The sequence below is a fragment of the Acaryochloris sp. IP29b_bin.148 genome, assembly GCF_028285565.1.
GTDB lineage: Bacteria > Cyanobacteriota > Cyanobacteriia > Thermosynechococcales > Thermosynechococcaceae > Acaryochloris.
In genome coordinates, this window is record NZ_JANQOY010000246.1 from 1 (window position 1) to 17,405 (window position 17,405).

Annotated in this window: 16 protein-coding genes; 4 read left to right on the plus strand and 12 right to left on the minus strand. The window is 48.9% G+C overall.

Annotation, left to right across the window (positions count from 1 at the left end; all coding sequences use genetic code 11):
* Nucleotides 1–64 precede the first annotated feature (64 nt).
* The 8 genes from mnmG to Q0986_RS22345 form a co-directional block, all read right to left on the minus strand.
* Nucleotides 65–1,972, minus strand: a complete 1,908-nt coding sequence (mnmG, locus tag Q0986_RS22315) for a tRNA uridine-5-carboxymethylaminomethyl(34) synthesis enzyme MnmG (RefSeq protein ID WP_299416331.1) — start codon at nt 1,970–1,972, stop codon at nt 65–67.
* Between the two features lie 9 nt (nt 1,973–1,981).
* On the minus strand, nt 1,982–2,155 hold the full coding sequence (locus tag Q0986_RS23110) for a type II toxin-antitoxin system HicB family antitoxin (protein ID WP_366918663.1): 174 nt from the start codon (nt 2,153–2,155) through the stop codon (nt 1,982–1,984).
* A 133-nt stretch (nt 2,156–2,288) separates the two neighbouring features.
* A complete protein-coding gene (locus tag Q0986_RS22320; RefSeq protein ID WP_299416283.1) occupies nt 2,289–2,876 on the minus strand; it encodes a hypothetical protein in 588 nt (195 codons plus the stop codon).
* A complete protein-coding gene (locus Q0986_RS22325; RefSeq protein ID WP_299416287.1) occupies nt 2,803–3,243 on the minus strand; it encodes a hypothetical protein in 441 nt (146 codons plus the stop codon). The genes Q0986_RS22320 and Q0986_RS22325 overlap by 74 nt, the downstream gene beginning before the upstream one ends.
* The gene (locus tag Q0986_RS22330) at nt 3,233–3,721 is read right to left on the minus strand and encodes a hypothetical protein (protein WP_299416291.1); all 489 of its coding nucleotides are present in this window, start codon (nt 3,719–3,721) and stop codon (nt 3,233–3,235) included. Before Q0986_RS22330 ends, Q0986_RS22325 begins: the two co-directional genes overlap by 11 nt.
* Nucleotides 3,722–3,725: 4 nt before the next feature.
* Nucleotides 3,726–4,571: a glycosyltransferase family A protein gene (locus Q0986_RS22335; protein WP_299416296.1), complete on the minus strand. Its 846-nt coding sequence runs from the start codon at nt 4,569–4,571 to the stop codon at nt 3,726–3,728.
* A 58-nt stretch (nt 4,572–4,629) separates the two neighbouring features.
* On the minus strand, nt 4,630–5,127 hold the full coding sequence (locus Q0986_RS22340; RefSeq protein ID WP_299416299.1) for an SRPBCC family protein: 498 nt from the start codon (nt 5,125–5,127) through the stop codon (nt 4,630–4,632).
* A 73-nt stretch (nt 5,128–5,200) separates the two neighbouring features.
* Nucleotides 5,201–5,776: an isoprenylcysteine carboxylmethyltransferase family protein gene (locus tag Q0986_RS22345; protein WP_299416304.1), complete on the minus strand. Its 576-nt coding sequence runs from the start codon at nt 5,774–5,776 to the stop codon at nt 5,201–5,203.
* A gap of 197 nt (nt 5,777–5,973) precedes the next feature.
* Here Q0986_RS22345 and Q0986_RS22350 point away from each other — a divergent pair, with 197 nt between their 5' ends.
* Complete coding sequence (locus Q0986_RS22350; protein ID WP_299416336.1) at nt 5,974–7,593, plus strand: iron ABC transporter permease; 1,620 nt, start codon at nt 5,974–5,976, stop codon at nt 7,591–7,593.
* Between the two features lie 5 nt (nt 7,594–7,598).
* Here Q0986_RS22350 and Q0986_RS22355 read toward each other — a convergent pair whose 3' ends face one another.
* Nucleotides 7,599–8,633, minus strand: coding sequence for a hemolysin family protein (locus Q0986_RS22355; protein WP_299416341.1), 1,035 nt, complete (start codon nt 8,631–8,633; stop codon nt 7,599–7,601).
* A gap of 1,012 nt (nt 8,634–9,645) precedes the next feature.
* On the opposite strand from Q0986_RS22355, the gene Q0986_RS22360 reads away from it, so the two are divergent.
* Nucleotides 9,646–11,010 carry a serine/threonine-protein kinase gene (locus Q0986_RS22360; protein WP_299416307.1) on the plus strand — a complete coding sequence of 455 codons (1,365 nt, stop codon included), beginning with the start codon at nt 9,646–9,648 and terminating at the stop codon, nt 11,008–11,010.
* Between the two features lie 161 nt (nt 11,011–11,171).
* A complete protein-coding gene (locus Q0986_RS22365; RefSeq protein WP_299416310.1) occupies nt 11,172–13,856 on the plus strand; it encodes an FHA domain-containing protein in 2,685 nt (894 codons plus the stop codon).
* 19 nt (nt 13,857–13,875) lie between these two features.
* On the opposite strand, the gene Q0986_RS22370 is transcribed toward Q0986_RS22365, so the two are convergent.
* On the minus strand, nt 13,876–14,265 hold the full coding sequence (locus Q0986_RS22370; RefSeq protein WP_299416315.1) for a hypothetical protein: 390 nt from the start codon (nt 14,263–14,265) through the stop codon (nt 13,876–13,878).
* Between the two features lie 193 nt (nt 14,266–14,458).
* Here Q0986_RS22370 and queA point away from each other — a divergent pair, with 193 nt between their 5' ends.
* Nucleotides 14,459–15,565: a tRNA preQ1(34) S-adenosylmethionine ribosyltransferase-isomerase QueA gene (gene queA, locus Q0986_RS22375; RefSeq protein ID WP_299416319.1), complete on the plus strand. Its 1,107-nt coding sequence runs from the start codon at nt 14,459–14,461 to the stop codon at nt 15,563–15,565.
* Nucleotides 15,566–15,582: 17 nt separating this feature from the next.
* Here the strand turns inward: queA and Q0986_RS22380 are convergent, their stop codons facing one another.
* Complete coding sequence (locus tag Q0986_RS22380; protein ID WP_299416323.1) at nt 15,583–16,764, minus strand: glycosyltransferase family 4 protein; 1,182 nt, start codon at nt 16,762–16,764, stop codon at nt 15,583–15,585.
* A gap of 5 nt (nt 16,765–16,769) precedes the next feature.
* A partial coding sequence (locus Q0986_RS22385) for an MFS transporter (RefSeq protein ID WP_299416327.1) occupies nt 16,770–17,405 on the minus strand: 636 nt, incomplete at its 5' end.

Below are 17,405 nucleotides of genomic sequence, written 5' to 3' on the forward strand. Positions count from 1 at the left end.
CAAACTGCGCTACATCCCGTTGTTGACCACAGCCAACAAGACTTTAATATGGTATCACAGGCGTTTAGCGGACTGGGGACAATCGCGCCAAGGTTTCCAAATAAAACAGCAAAGCATTGATATCCGAAGGATTGACGCCACCAATTCGAGAGGCTTGCCCCACCGTCAGAGGACGGACTTTGGCTAGTTTTTCCCGTGCTTCCATCGAGAGTGTCTCAATGCTGGCGTAATCGATATTTTCAGGCAACTTTCGCTGTTCTTGCCGACTGACCTGCTCAATCTGGCGCTGTTGGCGCTGAATATATCCCGCATATTTAATTTCAATTTCGATGCTCTCGCGTTCAGAGCGTTCCAGGGTCTCAATGCCTAAGCCGTGCTGTTGAAGATCGCAGTAGTGAAACTTGGGCCGACGCAGCAGATCAGATAGAGTAATCGACCCTTTAATTTTTTCGCCTGTTGTCTGGACGATGGCCTGAGCAGCAGGATCGCGCTCTTTGAGGCGAGTGGCATGGAGCCGCTCTTTCTCAGCCGTAATCGCAGCCTGCTTACGAGTAAACAAATGCCAGCGCCGATCATCAATCAGACCCACCTCACGGCCTAAGGGCGTCAACCGCTGATCGGCATTATCCGATCGCAGTAGCAAGCGATATTCGGATCGGCCCGTCAACATCCGATAGGGCTCTCGTAAGTCTTTGGTGCACAGGTCGTCGATGAGCGTGCCAATATAGCTTTCCGCTCTGGGGAAAACAAGCATTTCTTGCTGATTCACAAACCGAGCGGCATTGATACCGGCAACAATCCCCTGAGCCGCCGCTTCTTCATAGCCCGTGGTGCCATTAATTTGTCCCGCACAGAATAAACCTTCGATCCGTTTGGTCATCAGGGTGGGATAACACTGGGTGGCGGGGAGATAGTCATATTCCACGGCATAGGCTGGGCGCAGCATCGCACACTGTTCGAGACCGGGCAGCGATCGCAACATTCGTAACTGCAATGCTTCGGGTAAACCCGTGGAAAATCCTTGAATATAAAGTTCAGGAATATCGCGGCCTTCTGGTTCAATAAAAATCTGATGGCTAGCCTTATCGGCAAAGCGAACAATTTTATCTTCAATACTGGGACAGTAGCGTGGACCTTTGGCATCCACCCACCCCCCATAGACGGGGGATAGATGTAGGTTGTCCTGAATCAGCTTATGGGTTTCGGGCGTTGTGCGGGTGATATAGCAGTTCATCTGTTCCCGCTCAATCCAAACCGCAGGATCAAAACTAAACCAACGCACCTGCTGATCGGGGGGCTGAGGCTCCATCACGCTAAAGTCTACAGACCGCTTATCGACCCGAGCGGGTGTCCCAGTTTTCAACCGACCTGTTTCAAAGCCCAATTGATTTAAGGTTTCAGTCAGTCCTTCAGCCGCAAATTCTCCAGCTCGTCCAGCGGGCATAGACTTATCTCCAACCCAGATCCGTCCCCCTAAAAAGGTGCCTGTGGTCAAAATAACGGTCTGACAGCGAAAGGCCACTCCAAAATAGGTCTGGACCCCAACCACTTCGTCGTTTTCCCCCAGAACCAAATCCGTAACCATGCCTTCGCGTACTGTCAGATTGCTCTGGTTCTCAACGATGGTTTTCATCACTGCCGCATACTCGCGCTTGTCAGTCTGAGCCCGTAAGGCCCAAACGGCAGGACCCCGAGAATGATTGAGCAACCGCTTTTGTAAATAGGTGCGATCGGCCATTTTGCCAATTTCACCCCCCAGAGCATCCACTTCATGGGTCAGCTGAGATTTGGCGGGTGCTCCCACCGCTGGATTACAGGGTTGCCAAGCAATTTTATCCAGATTAAGGGTGAGTAAGAGGGTACTGCAGCCCATCCGAGCAGCGGCTAAGGCGGCTTCGCAACCGGCATGGCCTGCCCCCACCACAATCACTTCAAATTCATCTAAAAATTCAACGGATTGGGGGGGTGTCATCATTGGCTCTCAATTGTTATCAATAAGCATAGGGTTTACTGAACCGCTAGAAAGATCCCGATAGATATCTAGCAGGTTTTCTCGTAGCTCTGCTTCAGATTCACCCTGAGTCCAGTAGTCGGGGTACTCATCAAGGTAACCCAACTTCCCATCTTGCCAGTAGGCATAGTTTGTCTTCGCCATTCAAGTCGTTTGCTGGCTCTCTTTGCATTTCATGTCAATATTTTAGCGAAAGGGTCACCGCTCTTAGTAATTTCATGATGCATAGAGTCATGGATACTGCAGATAGATCAATGTTTGATAGAGCTGATCACTTTTAATCGAGGGGGGTTACTTCAGAAGCCTGTATGGTCCAAGGCTTAAACTCTTTTTCACAGGTTATTGCAACCAAGCGCTCCATCAGCGTAGCCATTTGGAATGGACCCACTCCACCTGGAACTGGGGTGATGCCCTGAGGGATGTCATAAGCTGATCGGTTGACATCTCCAAGGATCGGGGAATCAGCGAGGGGGATAAAGCCAGCATCTACAACTAATCGATGCTCAGGGGTGATATGGCGCTCATCTAGAAGCTCTGGGACACCCGTTGCTGAAATGACGATATTGGCATTTCGGGTTTGGAGTAAATCATCACCATAATCAAGGCAAAGGGTAGTTATTTCTCCCTCCTCTAATAGCTTTATGACACCACCACCGACAAAGCCTTTCGCACCTACTACGGCAACGATATCGTTATCTTCAACAAAAGGCCCAACAATACGGAATATAGTTTCTGAGGTGGCTGAGACTTGAAAGATCGGGTTATTATCTCGTAGGCCATCTATATCTTTCTCATAGGATATAGCAGATAACTTTTCCTGAAAACCTTCGGGGAAAAAAGATCGGGTTATTATCTCGTAGGCCATCTATATCTTTCTCATAGGATATAGCAGATAACTCTTCCTGAAAACCTTCGGGGAAAGGGTTTTGAACTATGATGCCGACTGAGGTTATATTTGCCTCAGCTAATAACTCTTGAAATTCACCTTTTGACGTAGAAAAACCTAGATATAAATCTTTAACGTTGCAACCTAAAGCGACAAATGTTTTTATCTTATGTTCAGTAGAAAACCTTGCTGCCTCATACTTTGCAAGTTCAGTAGGATTTTGTACCTTTTGGGGAGGTTTAAAACGAATAATGGTTATCTGCTTGTTAGCGAAACTTCTAGAGAAGGAGCGAAGTCTATCCTTGGTTTCTTTAAGGCTTGGCCCTCCCTTTATCTCAAAGGTCACCTGAAATCCTGTCTAATATATTTGCTACGGGTTCAAGTAATATCTGAGAAAATAGTTTTTGTTCGTCTGGTTCTTCTAGGTAAGTATCCTTGCCGTCATATCGTGACAACTGTTCAGGAAGAGGCCAAGGTAAATCTACTTTTCTAAATTCCTCTGGTTTTGTTAAGTTCTCAAAGGAAACTACAACTGAGAATCTACCATAGTGACTAATCCAGCTCACCCCGTTGATATTGTCTGGATCAAGTAAAGTGGAATGCCTAGTAAATATATCTAGAGCCAATTCTTCGAAATCATGGAGCACATGCTTCTCCATTGTTTTGTTGCTATACAGCTCTGAAGCCACTACATATGCTTGCTGAGTTTGGCCATCGACAAAAATCCTCAGCAAGCAATGACTCGGATCATCAGCTTGCCAATGAAAAATAGTCTCAACCACGGGGCTGAGTTGTTGGGTGGCAATGGCTTCTTTACTGATCATGTCGTCACCTCGTGAATGCTGGTAGAGGAACCTGAGATTTTTGCTGGTACTTCTGAATTGCTTGGGGCATCCAATTAGCCCACTCTGCCTTTATCCCTTTATAGGTTAGGCGTTGATCATAGAGCTGTTGCAACTCTCTCGCCCATTCACCATAACCTGATTGTCCAATAATGCCGTCCGTGGTCTGGATATAGTTCACCAATATTTCAGGAATAAAGAAAAATTGCTCTTCCGAGGCATGATCGCATTGGCTGACGCACTGAAGGAAAAATTCGTAATCACAGAATATTTTGTAGCGCGGGTTCCAGCGAGGCGATCCGGTGCGTTTGTGGGTGAAGCCGTTGCTATCGAACAGCGACTGTTGGGTGATTAGGTCATTAAGAGTCGTTTCAGGACTGGGTGAGACAAAGGGCTTCCCCTGCTTAACCACTTGGCCGTTTCTGATGACATCTCTGCGTCGCCATTGCTGTGGCAAGCAGAATTGGCTGTGGGGAGATTGCTTGAACCAAGTGTGAAGGGTGGCCGTACAATCAGGTCTCAGGCTGTTGTCATCATCCAGGTAACAGATGTGCTCTCCATTAGCCGTCTCTATGCCTAAGTTGCGTGCAATGCATAGGCCAAACCCTGCTTGGGGATGATCGATTTCTAGGTATTGGTGCCGAAAAGGAAGCTCAGTGGATTGAATTAAGTTTCGGGTGTCAGTATCTTTACCATCATTGATGACCACCCACTCAAAATCGAGATCAGTCTGCTGGAGTAAGCTAGCGAGGGCGACGTCTCTAAGCGCTGTGGCCCGTTGATGTGTTGCAGTGATGATCGATAGCTTGAATGGCGAATCCCCTGGCTTCATGAAGTCTTGATGCTAACACATCGCTATCTAGGGTAGCGATTCTAAGCCTTTCTGAATGTCAGCGCATACCCATTACATTTTCATTGGGCCGAATATAGGTCTGGGCGCGTTGTAATGTCCGATGCATATAGCGACACCACAACCCATTAACCAGCAGCCACAACAGGGGAATCGCAAGAATCGACCGGGCCTGAAAGGCATAACGCCATTGAATGTAGGTCTGGCTTGCTTCCCTCTGACTAAACCACCACTCTCCCTGGGCCGATGAAGTGAGAAAACGCAGTGAGCCAGTGAAGTCGCTAAGGGTGTAGCTAAAGTAATTTGGGTAATTGTATTGGGTGAGTGTCTCCGTCAAAGAACTCTGGTCGGACAACAGGACGACACGGGTTTGTCCCACCGTATCCCATGCCCCACTCTGACCCTCAACGCTTGTGACCGCAGGGAGCGGACCATAGCCTTGGAAGATAGTAGTAAGGTCAATGGGGACAATCGTTTCAAAGGCTACAGCTTGATCCGTGTTTACATGGGTCGAAACTGTTGCTGATAGAGAGTGCATGCCCATCTCGATTTTTTAGTTCAGATAGTTCTACTGTAGATGCGATCGCAAGATGAACCACCTAAAGGCTGCATTAATAAATCAAAGGCACCAGTCTCCACGTCTTTTGGGAGTAGGCTTGGTATTGCTCACTCAGTTCTGCGAGCAGCATGGCTTCCTCTGAGCGGATACGGTATATCCGAGATAGCAGGCCAACGGCTGTAACCGTGACCGTGACTATCCAATTCTCAACGGCTAATCCTGCCCCGATGATCCAAAGGAACGTTCCCAGGTAACCTGGATGACGAATCAGGTTATAGGGGGCCTGCTCAATAATGTCCTGGCCTTCGAAGGTTTGCAGCGTTCGGGTATAGAATTTGCCCAGGGTTTTCGCAGCCCAGTAGCGTAAACAGAGGCCACTCACCATCAGTCCTAGCCCCAACCAGCTCCCCCATAAATTCTGCCAATGCCCCAGCGAAACAGTATTCAATAGTGGGGCAATCAGTACCAGCAGAAGATTAAATAAACCACTGATCCAGAGCATTTTTGAGCTGCTCTGATCAGACTGGCCGGGTTGCAGACTGAGGGCTGGCTGACCTTGTCTTAACAAACGTTCAACAACGAAATAGCTAAGGATCAAGAGATAGGCTAGAGCCACCCTAGTTGTCATAATCTAGACCCGCTGGGGTTATATCTTGAGTATAAAAGGATCTCCAAGACGCTGGTCTGCGAATGTAATTTCTACATCATGGGCTTTGGCAGAATGCAATACTGGACTATACAGTCACCATCCCTCTGAATTTGTCTTCTAAATCCTTTTTAAGACTATCCCGCGTCCTCAGCCCTTTTACGACTCTGCAATGGAATATGTGGACGATTGGGGTGATGGGGATTGCGGTATTGATTGCCACCCCTATTTTTGTGGTTTTAAGCAGTATTTTTACCAATCAAAGTGAGACCTGGGAACATCTCGCCACTACTGTTCTGCCCACCTATATCACCAATTCCCTACTCCTGATGCTGGGGGTGAGTGTTGGCGTTCTGATCATTGGGGTGGGGACGGCGTGGTTAGTGACCATGTGCGAGTTTCCAGGGAGTCGCATCTTTGAATGGGCATTATTGCTACCGTTAGCCGCTCCTGCTTACCTGCTCGCTTATACCTATACAGACGTTTTCGACTATTTTGGTCCTGTTCAAACCTTCCTGCGCGATGGGTTTGGGTGGGAAAGTGCCACGGACTATTGGTTCCCGAATATTCGGTCCTTATGGGGTGCGATCGCAATGTTTAGCCTAGTCCTCTATCCCTACGTTTACCTATTAACGCGGGTCACCTTTTTGGAGCAGTCCATCTGTACCCAAGAAGCCAGTCGGTCCTTAGGGTGTAATCCTTGGCAAAGCTTTGTAAAAGTGGCCCTGCCCCTGGCGCGTCCTGCGATTACAGCAGGCTTAGCGCTGGCCCTGATGGAAACTCTCAATGACTTTGGCACGGTTCAATACTTTGGCGTGCCTACCTTTACCACAGGCATTTATCGGACTTGGTTTGGTGGTGGCGAGCAGATGGCGGCGACCCAACTAGCGGCAGTGCTAATGATGTTTATTCTCAGCTTGATTTTATTGGAGCGATGGTCGCGCCGACAGGCCCGCTACTACCAAACCAGCAGCCCGTTTCAGCGCCTATCGACCTATAAGCTGGGAGGTGGACGAGCGGTGTTGGCTTGGGTGAGCTGCTGTTTACCGATTGGTTTGGGGTTACTGATTCCAGGGGCCTTACTGGTGCAGATGACCCTGGAAAATAGAGCCGAGACCCTGGATCAGCAATTTTTGCCGCTGGCTCTGAACAGCTTGCTGTTGGCGACCCTAACGGCGGGTCTGGCGGTGTTGCTGTCCTTATTTCTGGTGTATGGCTTGCGCTTGAGCGGTACACCTGTGATGCGGCTGGGGGTGAGGGTGGCCGCGATGGGATATGCGATTCCGGGTTCGGTGATTGCGGTGGGCATTCTAATTCCCTTGGCTCAGGTAGATGGTGCGATCGCACCCCTGCTCCAAAAGTGGTTTAACCTGGATTCTTTGCTCCAGGGCACCATTACCGCCTTGATCTTCGCCTATTTGGTTCGATTTCTAGCGGTCTCTCTCGGCTCAGTAGAGTCAGGGCTAGCAAAAATTAAACCCAGCTTTGATGATGCAGCCTATAGCTTAGGCCATTCTGCCCGCAGTACCCTTGCTAAAGTGCATGCTCCCATGATGGGGGGGAGTTTACTGACAGCCTTGATGTTGGTGTTTGTGGACGTGATGAAAGAACTGCCCGCCACCATCGTCATCCAACCCCCCAATTTTGATACCTTAGCGGTGCGCGTCTACCGTTATGCATCTGATGAACGGTTAGTGGAAGCTGCGGCCCCTGCGCTCGCCATTGTAATGGTCGGACTCTTGCCTGTTATGTTTCTCAGTTGGCAAATTGCCCAATCGCGCCTCCGGTCTACCGATTAAACCGATTAAGAAGGGTTCGAGCCCTGGCGAGATAACAACCCTAACCCCAAATATCGTCGTGGCTTCGCAAAGCTGGGGGAATCACTCTCATCATAAATTTCGCCCACCAGCTCCTCTAACAGATCTTCTAAGGTCACCAAACCGACTGTGCCGCCATACTCATCCACTGCGATCGCTAAATGAAGACGCTGATGCAACATCTCTTTCATCAGATCAGCAACCCGTTTAGTTTCGGGAATGTAGACGGGTGGGTCCATCGCTGCAGCCACCACTTCATTTCCCTGAGTCTTGAGGTGTTGCACCGCACTTTTTAAGTGAATCACGCCCACAATGGAGTCTTTGGACTCTTCTTGCACCGGAATCCGCGAATACCCGCTTTCTAGACAAATATCGATCACATCTTGCATCGTGGCTTCATGGTCAACGGTCTGCATCTCTACCCGAGGTTTAACGACTTGGCGTACCGTCAGATTATCCAGCATCAATGCTTTGTTGAGGAGTTGGCGCTTCTGTAAATCGAGCTGGCCTCGTCCCCCAAGCACTTCAATCAAGAGCTGTAAATCTTGCAGCGATTCATTTTGTTGCTTTAAGCCACTCTGAAAAAAGCGAATCACCACCTGCACAATCGATTCGAACAAGCGAATAATCGGTAATAACAGGATGGACAACCAGTAAATAGGACGAACCACCCATTGAAAAATGGGCATGGCATTATTCACTGCCAAGGATTTAGGGGTGATTTCACCAAACAGAAGGAGCAAGAAGGTGACCACGGCGGTGGCCAGTCCTACGCCAGCTCCACCGAACCAGATCACAAATAAATTGCTGGTCAAAATCGCCGCAAAATTATTGACCAAGTTGTTGCCTACGAGCAGGGTGGTGATAAATCGAGCCCGTTTCTCTAGCACTAACCGATAGAGCCCATCTGGATCCCCTTCCGCTTTCATCAAAGCCCTGAGCTTGAGGTTGTCGAGAGCCGTGATGGCCGTTTCAGACCCAGCAAAGAACGCGGATAAGAACAGCAGAATCACCAAAATCATCAGATCCAGGCGGACATCTCCGAGCAATGGCGTAACTGGACTAGCCACTGATAATAGGGAGATAGGGAACAGAAACATTACTTAATTATTGGATGTGCGTATGGCTAAAGCAGTGGCCCAGACATACATCTTATCGTTGCTGTTTCTATAGAGGTAAGCTGATTAACGTTGGTTAACCGCAAAAGACGGATATCGATGGGTTGTTTTATTTAGATTTGTAAATTTTGAAGACGATCGCGGCCTCTGATAACAAGGGTTGTGGGCTGGGCTGAAAATTGAGGTGAGCGGATAAGGTGTTGGCAGCTACAATCATGAAGAAGCGCTAGCTATTCCGTGAAGTAAACCAAAATCATTATATTTTTATTGACAAAACTGGCTATATACAGAAATTATAGAGTTTTTAGGGACTGAATCCTCGGGAAAATGCAACTAGAATTCATCAACACTATGGGCAAAAAAGACCGAATATCAGCATTTATACAAGCATGTTGACGCTATCCTCGAATATTTGACGCCCACCATAAGCACCTATTAACGGCTATTCATAAAGGTGTATTGCGTCAGATCACATCTATCCATTGATCCTAAGGAAGGGATTGCGATGATGTTGATCATTTTATTAGAGTTCTTAAGAACCATACACTAGAACCAGAAGGTTTTTACTTCTGACCGTTCCTTGTGATGATGTCACATAGAAACCTAGAGAATGTGGGTAACCTTTTGGTAGATTTTGCCGCCTTGCGTAAAGATCTCTCTAACAGTTGATGTATTAACTGGGGGTACAAGAAGAGAAGGTGTTGCATCAGCTCTTCTGTAGATAAGGTCTCATCCTTAAACTCAAGTTACATCATGCATCTGAATGGGGCACTAAACCAACCCATTCACAAACTATAAAGAGAGCGATTTGCGACCAAACGGTAGATTTAATTTCAATCACTGATCAACTGCTCATTGATTAAATGCGCAGCTCCGCACCTATTTTCTTCCCACTATCCCTGCCTGTCTTTCTCGCATGAGTCTCTGCATCAATCCTAGTTGTGCTGATCCACAAAGCTCAGATGACCACTTGTTCTGTGCTAGCTGTGGCTCAGAGTTGTTGCTGGAAGGCCGCTATCGAGTGCTCAGTTTACGGGGTCAGGGTGGGTTTGGCAAAACTTATGAAGTGAGCGATTTAGATAGTAGTCCCAAAATTCTCAAGATTCTAACGGATAACTATCCTAAACATGTTGAACTTTTTCAACGAGAAGCCAATCTCCTCAGTCAACTCAGCCATCCTGGTATCCCAAAGGTTGAACCCAACGCTTATTTCACGTTCTATCCTCGGAATTGGAAAGAACCCCTGCACTGTCTGGTGATGGAAAAGATCGTCGGGTTAGATCTACAAGATTATTTACGTCAACGGGGACATCCCATTGATGAGAAGTTAGCGGTGCAATGGCTGAAGCAGGTTCTGAAGATCCTGCAAGTGGTGCATACTCAGCAGGTTCTGCATCGGGATATCAAGCCATCCAACATTATGCTGAAAGCAAACGGCAATATCTGTCTGGTGGACTTTGGTACAGCCCGTTCTGTGACGAATGTGACCAATAATCAGCAAGGTGGCACGCGGGTTGTATCGTCGTTTTATACGCCTCGGGAGCAAATTCATGGCCAAGCCGTTCCTCAATCAGACTTCTTTGCTTTAGGACGAACGTTTGTTCATTTGGTAACGGGCAAAGAACTGAGTCAGTTCTACGATGGCAGTACAGATAACTTTGAGTGGCGATCAACCGCAATCAATATTTCGCCCAGGTTTGCGAATCTTTTAGACTGGCTGATGTCTCCTATTGCTAGCCAGCGTCCAGCCAATGCCGAAGTCGTTTTACAGCAACTCATTGAATTAGAAAGTAGTGGTCAGTTTATCCCCACGTCTGCTCTCAACCAAGCCTTAGCGTTGGAATCTACCCAGGCCGTCAATCTTCCTAGTTCCAATTCTAATTCCAATGCGTTCCATCCTGGATCAACGTCTGGACCAGTATCCACAGGTAGCCAACCACTCCCTTCACCATCGACTAGCCCCCCTTCACCACCGACCAGCCCCCCTTCACCTCATACAGGTACAGGTGTACCTTCATCACCCATAGGGCCACCGTCTACTGCTCCTGAATCAGCGACAACTCCTATCCTCCCTAACAGAGAATCTTCTATTCGACCGGAGTTCAGTCAAAAGTGCCAAAACACGTTAGCGGAGTTTATTGGTCCAATTTCTACGATTGTTTACCAACGCACCGTCACTCAGCATCCTGATGTCACTGAGCAAGAACTGGTTAAACTCTTGTCTCAACACATTCCCATTCCTGAACAATCCACTGAGTTTTGTCAAAGACTCCGCTCCTGAGTCGGTCAGTAACCGTTGATCTTGAATGATTGGATCGTTAATGGGATTAATATTGATGAATGTTCGGACGTGAGTGATAGGACTTTGGTGCCTATCTCAGTCTCCTCAATCAGGTTGCTCCCCTTCGAGCTAGTTTCATTCATGCTGTCGCGACTCTGACGATGCCTAATTCTGCTGCTAAACTTGATATCCAAAAAGATCAGACGTTTATTCGAGATTTTCCGCTGACGCAAAATGAGGTCAGTTTGGGGCGATCCCCTGATAATCATTTGATTCTCGGTGATGATCTGTCTGTTTCTCGACATCACGCTCAAATCAAATACACCGGCACTGAATATGTGGTAACGGATTTAAATAGCTCGGATGGAACCTACGTAAACGGGATTCAGTTAGTTCCTCATGCGCCTCGAACATTGGTCATGGGCGATCAAGTCCGCATCGGCAATTATGAGTTGATCTTTTCCGTACTGGCTGCTGCTCAGCCATCCCCTTCTGCTGCTGCCCAAAAAACAACTATTTCGGGCGTTCCTGATGTGGATTCAGGCGCAGCCCTAACTCAAGCTCGACATTTAGATCTAAAGGGACGCGATACCCTAACGCTGGGGCGTGATCCCCTCAATGACATGACGATCAACCATCCGTCAGTCTCTCGATTTCATGCGCAAATCAAGAAGCAAGATGGCTCGTACATTGTTCTCGATCTTAACTCGACCAATGGCACCTTTCTCAATGGCAAGCAAATTGCGGGTCATCATCCTTTGCGAGTGGGTGACACCATTCGGGTGGGGCCAACCAACCTATCCTTCAATCTGAATGAGACACTTTTTCATAGCAATGAAGAGGGGAATCTCCGTCTTGATGCCGTGGGGTTAAACAAAGTTATCAATAAAGACCTGAACCTTCTGCAAGATATCTCCTTATCGATTCATGCCAGAGAGTTTGTGGTGATTGCGGGGGTGAGTGGCGGCGGAAAATCAACCTTATTGGATGCCCTCAATGGGTTCCGTCCGGCGACAAGCGGTAATGTTTTGGTGAATGGTACAGATCTATACCGCAACTTTAATGCCTACCGTAGTGAAATTGGCTATGTTCCCCAACGCGATATTGTCCATATGGAGCTAACGGTTGAGCAAGCGCTGGATTTTGCTGCTCAGCTACGGATGCCCAATGACACCAATCGGGCGGAACGCAAAATGCGGGTTAACGAAGTTCTGCAGGATTTGGGGCTAGCCCATCGTCGTTCCGTGCCTATTAAGTCTCTGAGTGGTGGTCAAATTAAACGGGTTTCGATTGGGGTGGAGTTGCTGACGAAACCTAGCTTGTTCTATTTAGATGAAGCCACCTCAGGATTGGATCCGGGTACAGAAGCGGAGCTGATGCAATTGCTGCGGGAGCTAGCCGATCAAGGCCGTACGATTTTGCTGATTACCCATGCGACTGACAATGTGACGATGTGTGATCAGGTGGTGTTTATGGCGCGGGGTGGATATTTAGCCTACTATGGCCCACCCAAAGAGGCACCTCAATATTTCGGTGTTGAGAAGTTCAACCAAATTTATTCCAAGGTTGAACATGAGTTATCGCCCCAGGAGTGGCAACAGCGTTATCTCAAGTCGCCGCTTTATCAAAAATATGTTGCCCAGCGCCAACAGTCCTTGGGGGCATCTGGCGTGCAGCGAGGCACGAAACGTCTACGTCAGCAGGCGCCAGGGGCGCAGGTCAAAACCATCTCCAGTTGGCGACAGTTTCTTATTCTGTCGAAACGAAATATTGCGATTCTGATGCGCGATCGCGTCAGTCTTGCACTGATGTTGGCCGTCGCCCCGATCTTAGGACTGCTGGATCTGGTCACCTGGAGCCAACCCCTATTCAGCACGGAAGATGGGGATGCCAGTTTGGCGTTAACCATGCTATTTACCACCATTCTGTTTGCCGTCATGGTGGGGGCGCTGCCGACTATGCGAGAAATCGTTAAGGAAGTGGATATTTACCGTCGGGAACGCATCATTGGCCTACAGATTGTTCCCTATGTCTTCTCCAAGGTATGGGTGAGTGTCCTCCTGGCCCTCTATCAGGGAGGTATTTTCCTGCTGTTTAAAATCATTGCCGTCAAGGATTTACCGAGTGAACCCGGTATTCTCTTGGGCATGTATCTGACCATTACGTTCTCGGTGATTGCTGGGATGTTGCTAGGGTTATTGGGATCGGCTGCTGCCCCGAATCAGAGTGTGGCCCCTATTCTTGTCCTAGTCTTTCTGATTCCTCAAATTATCTTTGGTGGTGGGGTTTTGCCCATCGATACCTTTGGTCCTCCCGGCAAGGTGCTTAACCAGTTGTCCTTAACGAAATGGCCGTTTGAAGCGCTCTCCACGCTTTCGGGCGCAGGGATTGATGTCGCTGAAGACCCCTGTTGGCAAGATGTGACCTCAGGCAAAGTCAAAGAATATGATGACATTGAGGAGGATCGCAAAAAAAGCTGTGACTGCATGGGAGAAAGCGTCTTCAAAAAGTGTGAGTTTCCCGGGATTCTCCTGGAATATGATCCCATTGTCGATCAGCCCAAGCCCAAGCAGCCTCAACAGCCAACGGGAGATGATGCTCGGGTTCCGGGTGCCTTTGACCAGTTCAATCAAGACTTAGAGCAATATCAAGAGGATTTAACGGATTGGAGCTTAAAGCGGAATGGGGCCATTAGCGCTGCTGAAGGCTTGATCAACGGTATAAATGAGCAATTTAGCAATACCTTCAAAGTGAATGTCAATGAACATCTCGGGATCTTTGGCATCTTTATATTTGCCATTTTTGTTCTGACCCTTGCTGTTCAGAAGGCCAAAGACTTTTTCTAATTCAGTGAATTCGGAGTAACTATGCCAATGTTTCTGGGCAGTACCCCAATCCTTGAATAAACTGTTGGCGGAATGCCTCAATTTCTGTCTTGTCAGGGGTGCCGTGAGCAATCACAGCAACTTGATATTGGCTCATCACCTCAACAGGAGACTGGCCTGATTCCAATGCCTGCAGCACGGTACTAACCCGCGTGTCTACCTGGTAAGGAATACCTAATTCGCTAAGAAAAGCACGAAAGTTGTCTAAATCTTCTTGGGTCCAGCCAGGTGCCGTTTTGATCCGCAACACCCAACCATTTAGCTGATGAACCACCGTCATAAACTCGACGGGTAACGCAGTGGTTCGGCGTAGGTGCTGAACCACGCGTAGGACTAAACTTGCTGTTCCTAGATAGTATAGGTAATCCATAATTGTGCCTGCCTTGGCACTAACCCCAGCGATTGTGTAGTGAGTAGAGATGCTTGTCTATACTTATTGTTACGATTGGTTTTGCTTATGGGTAGAGCAGAATCCCCATAATAAATAGGGGGTTATACCCAACCTGGTTGGTTATCATAGCCAGGGCAACCCCATTCACCACCAGTAAAAAGAAAGCATACCTGTGGGCTCCACACCTGAGTTAGATCAAACCCTCCAAGCCTATGATTACCCGCTGCCAGAGACCTTAATTGCCCAAACCCCTCTCGTGCCGAGAGACCGTTCCCGGCTACTGGTGGTTCAACCAGCAGTGCACCAGCATCGAGTCTTTCAGGACTTGGTGATGCTCCTGCAACCTGGCGATTTACTGGTCTTTAACGACACCCGAGTTATTCCGGCCCGCCTAATCGGTCGTAAAATTAATCCGACCTTGACTCAGCCCGTCGAAGTCTTCTTGCTAGAACCTCGAAAACCGCTCACTTGGCTGGCCTTGGTTAAGCCAGGACGGCGGTTAAAGCCGGGGGCTCAAATAGAATTTGGCCCCCCAGAGCAACCCTTATTGCGGGCAGTAGTGTTGGCGACGGACGAAGACACTCGGGGACGAGTGATTCAATTTGAACCCCTAGTGGATCAGCCCTTTGAGGATCTCCTAGAACAGCTAGGAGAAGTCCCTTTACCGCCATATATCCAGGACTCGGGGGCGCAGCCAGAACAGTACCAAACGGTTTATGCTCAACATCCTGGGGCGGTGGCTGCGCCGACGGCAGGCTTGCACTTTACCCCTGAACTACTCGACCACCTCCAAGCCCAGGGGATTCGTCAAGCCCGCCTGACGCTGCATGTGGGAATTGGCACGTTTCGTCCGGTCGAAACAGACGATATTCTCCAGCACCATATGCACTCAGAATGGGTGAATTTGCCTGCAACCACGGTGGATGCAATCAAGGCAACGAAGGCGGCTGGGGGACGGGTGATTGCTGTGGGTACGACGGTGACGAGAGCCCTAGAGGGGGCCTGTCACAACGGTCCGTTGACGGCTTGGCAGGGACGCACAAATTTATTTATCTATCCGGGGTACCAGTGGCGGGTGGTGGATGGGTTAATCACGAATTTTCATTTACCGAAATCGAGTTTGCTCATGCTGGTGAGTGCCTTGGTCGGACGAGAACGGTTATTGGCGCTGTATAAGGATGCGATCGCACACCAATATCGGTTCTACTCCTTCGGTGATGCCATGCTGATTTTGCCGGAGGCCGTAATTGCGGAACGAGCGCCAGACCCAGTTTGCTAGAACCGTGTTTGCTAGAACTAGCGATAGACTTCAACTTTGGTGTTTTGAAACAGCTGAGAATAGAACTTTTCGAGCTGATCGAGGTTGCGCTCCAGACAGTATCGCTCTAGCACTCGCTGGCGACCTTTTTTCCCTAAGAGTTCTACCATTTCGGGATGTTCAGCGAGAACGGGCAATAAGGTGCGGAGTTCGCCTCGGGTCCGTTGGGGATTAAGGACAATGCCAGCACCACCCGCCAGCACTTCTCCATCTGCACCCGCATCGGTGGCGAGACAGGCGACACCACAGGACATAGCTTCCAGTAATGATAGGGATAGACCTTCGACAAAGGACGGCAAAATAAACACATCTGCCCCCCGCAAAATTTCAATCCGACGATGTTCATCGTAAATCGCCCCTAACCAGAGCACATTCTGTTCAGGGCCATAGTTGGTCATATGGACATTCAGCAGCGGGCCATCTCCCACTATGACCAGTTTGGAATGAACCGGCATCTGGGCCTGTATCTGTTTCCACGCTTTTAGCAGGGACTCAACGTTTTTTTCAATCGCAATCCGGCCTTGATAGACAAAGACACGCTCGGTATGGAGTTCAGCTTTGAAGGTAGACGGGCCAGGAGAATATTTATCGGTATCCACCCCGTTGGGGATAATCACAATTTTGGCTTCCGGCACGCCCAAGCGCATCAACAAATCCCGCTGGGCTTGGGAAAAGATAATCACCGCATCGTAATTCGCCAGGGAAGGGGCATAGAGCTGGTACATGAAGTGTTGGGTACCCGAAGACAAATTGCGATGCTTATGGCTAAAGGGCGGGTGGAACGTCGCCACTAGGGGCACCTGTAACTCCTGGCAAATTTCCGGGAGGACAAAATCTAGGGGTGAGAGGGTCAGGGACGCATGAACCAGATCCGGCTTCAGGTTGCGCAAAGACTCCGCTAAAACTTTGCTCGATTTCAGGGTGGGAATCGTATAGACCTGAGATTTGTAGAGGAAGGGGAGCGGAACCTCTTGGCATTCTTGGGGAACCGGGGTCTCTTGAAAATCTAGAGGCTTGCCGGTTTCTTCATCAAAGGCATCTTGGGCAAAATGCAAAAAGCTAACCTGATAACCACGATCGAGCAAGGCATTCGTAATTTCGCGGCTATAGGTGACGTTGCCACAGGGCGGGGATTTTTTGCCAATCCAAGCGATGTGCATACGGACTAGGGGGACGACAAGGGTGAGGGGTTTGCATCATCTGATACAGATGAGCTGGTATCGGCAATATACCAGGATAAGAGCCCCCCGATCACAACAATCCCAGCAAGCCCTAGTAAAACCGTCTGTAATCCGAAGAAGGTTTCCGCCAATCCAGCCAGGGCTAGGGGCAGACTTAAGGCGATATTGCTGGCATTGTTTTGCAGGCCAAAAACCTTACCCCGCATCTCTTCTGGGGTTTTCTCTTGAATGGTCGTTTGCATGGGAACGCCAATCAAAGCAGCGGCGGCCCCTAAGCCTACCATGAGCCCTAAAGAAATCCAGAGGGATTGCGTACTAAAGGCTAAGCCACCTAACATGACCGCCATACCCATAGACCCGTAAAAACTGAGGCGATGTCGGGGTAGGTTCTGACCAATGGAGCCCAGGATGGTAGCGCTAATCGCCATGCCAATCCCGCCAGTCGCCAGCAAAAACCCAAACTGGGAGGTTTTAATTCCCGGCAGGACCTCGGCTAACCGCACCACTAAAACGGCGAGGGCAGCAAATACAGAGAATAAAATAACCAGCTGAATGAGGGCCGTGCGCACCCGTCGATGCTCGTTAAGATATTGCAGACCTTCTTTGATATCTGCCCAGAC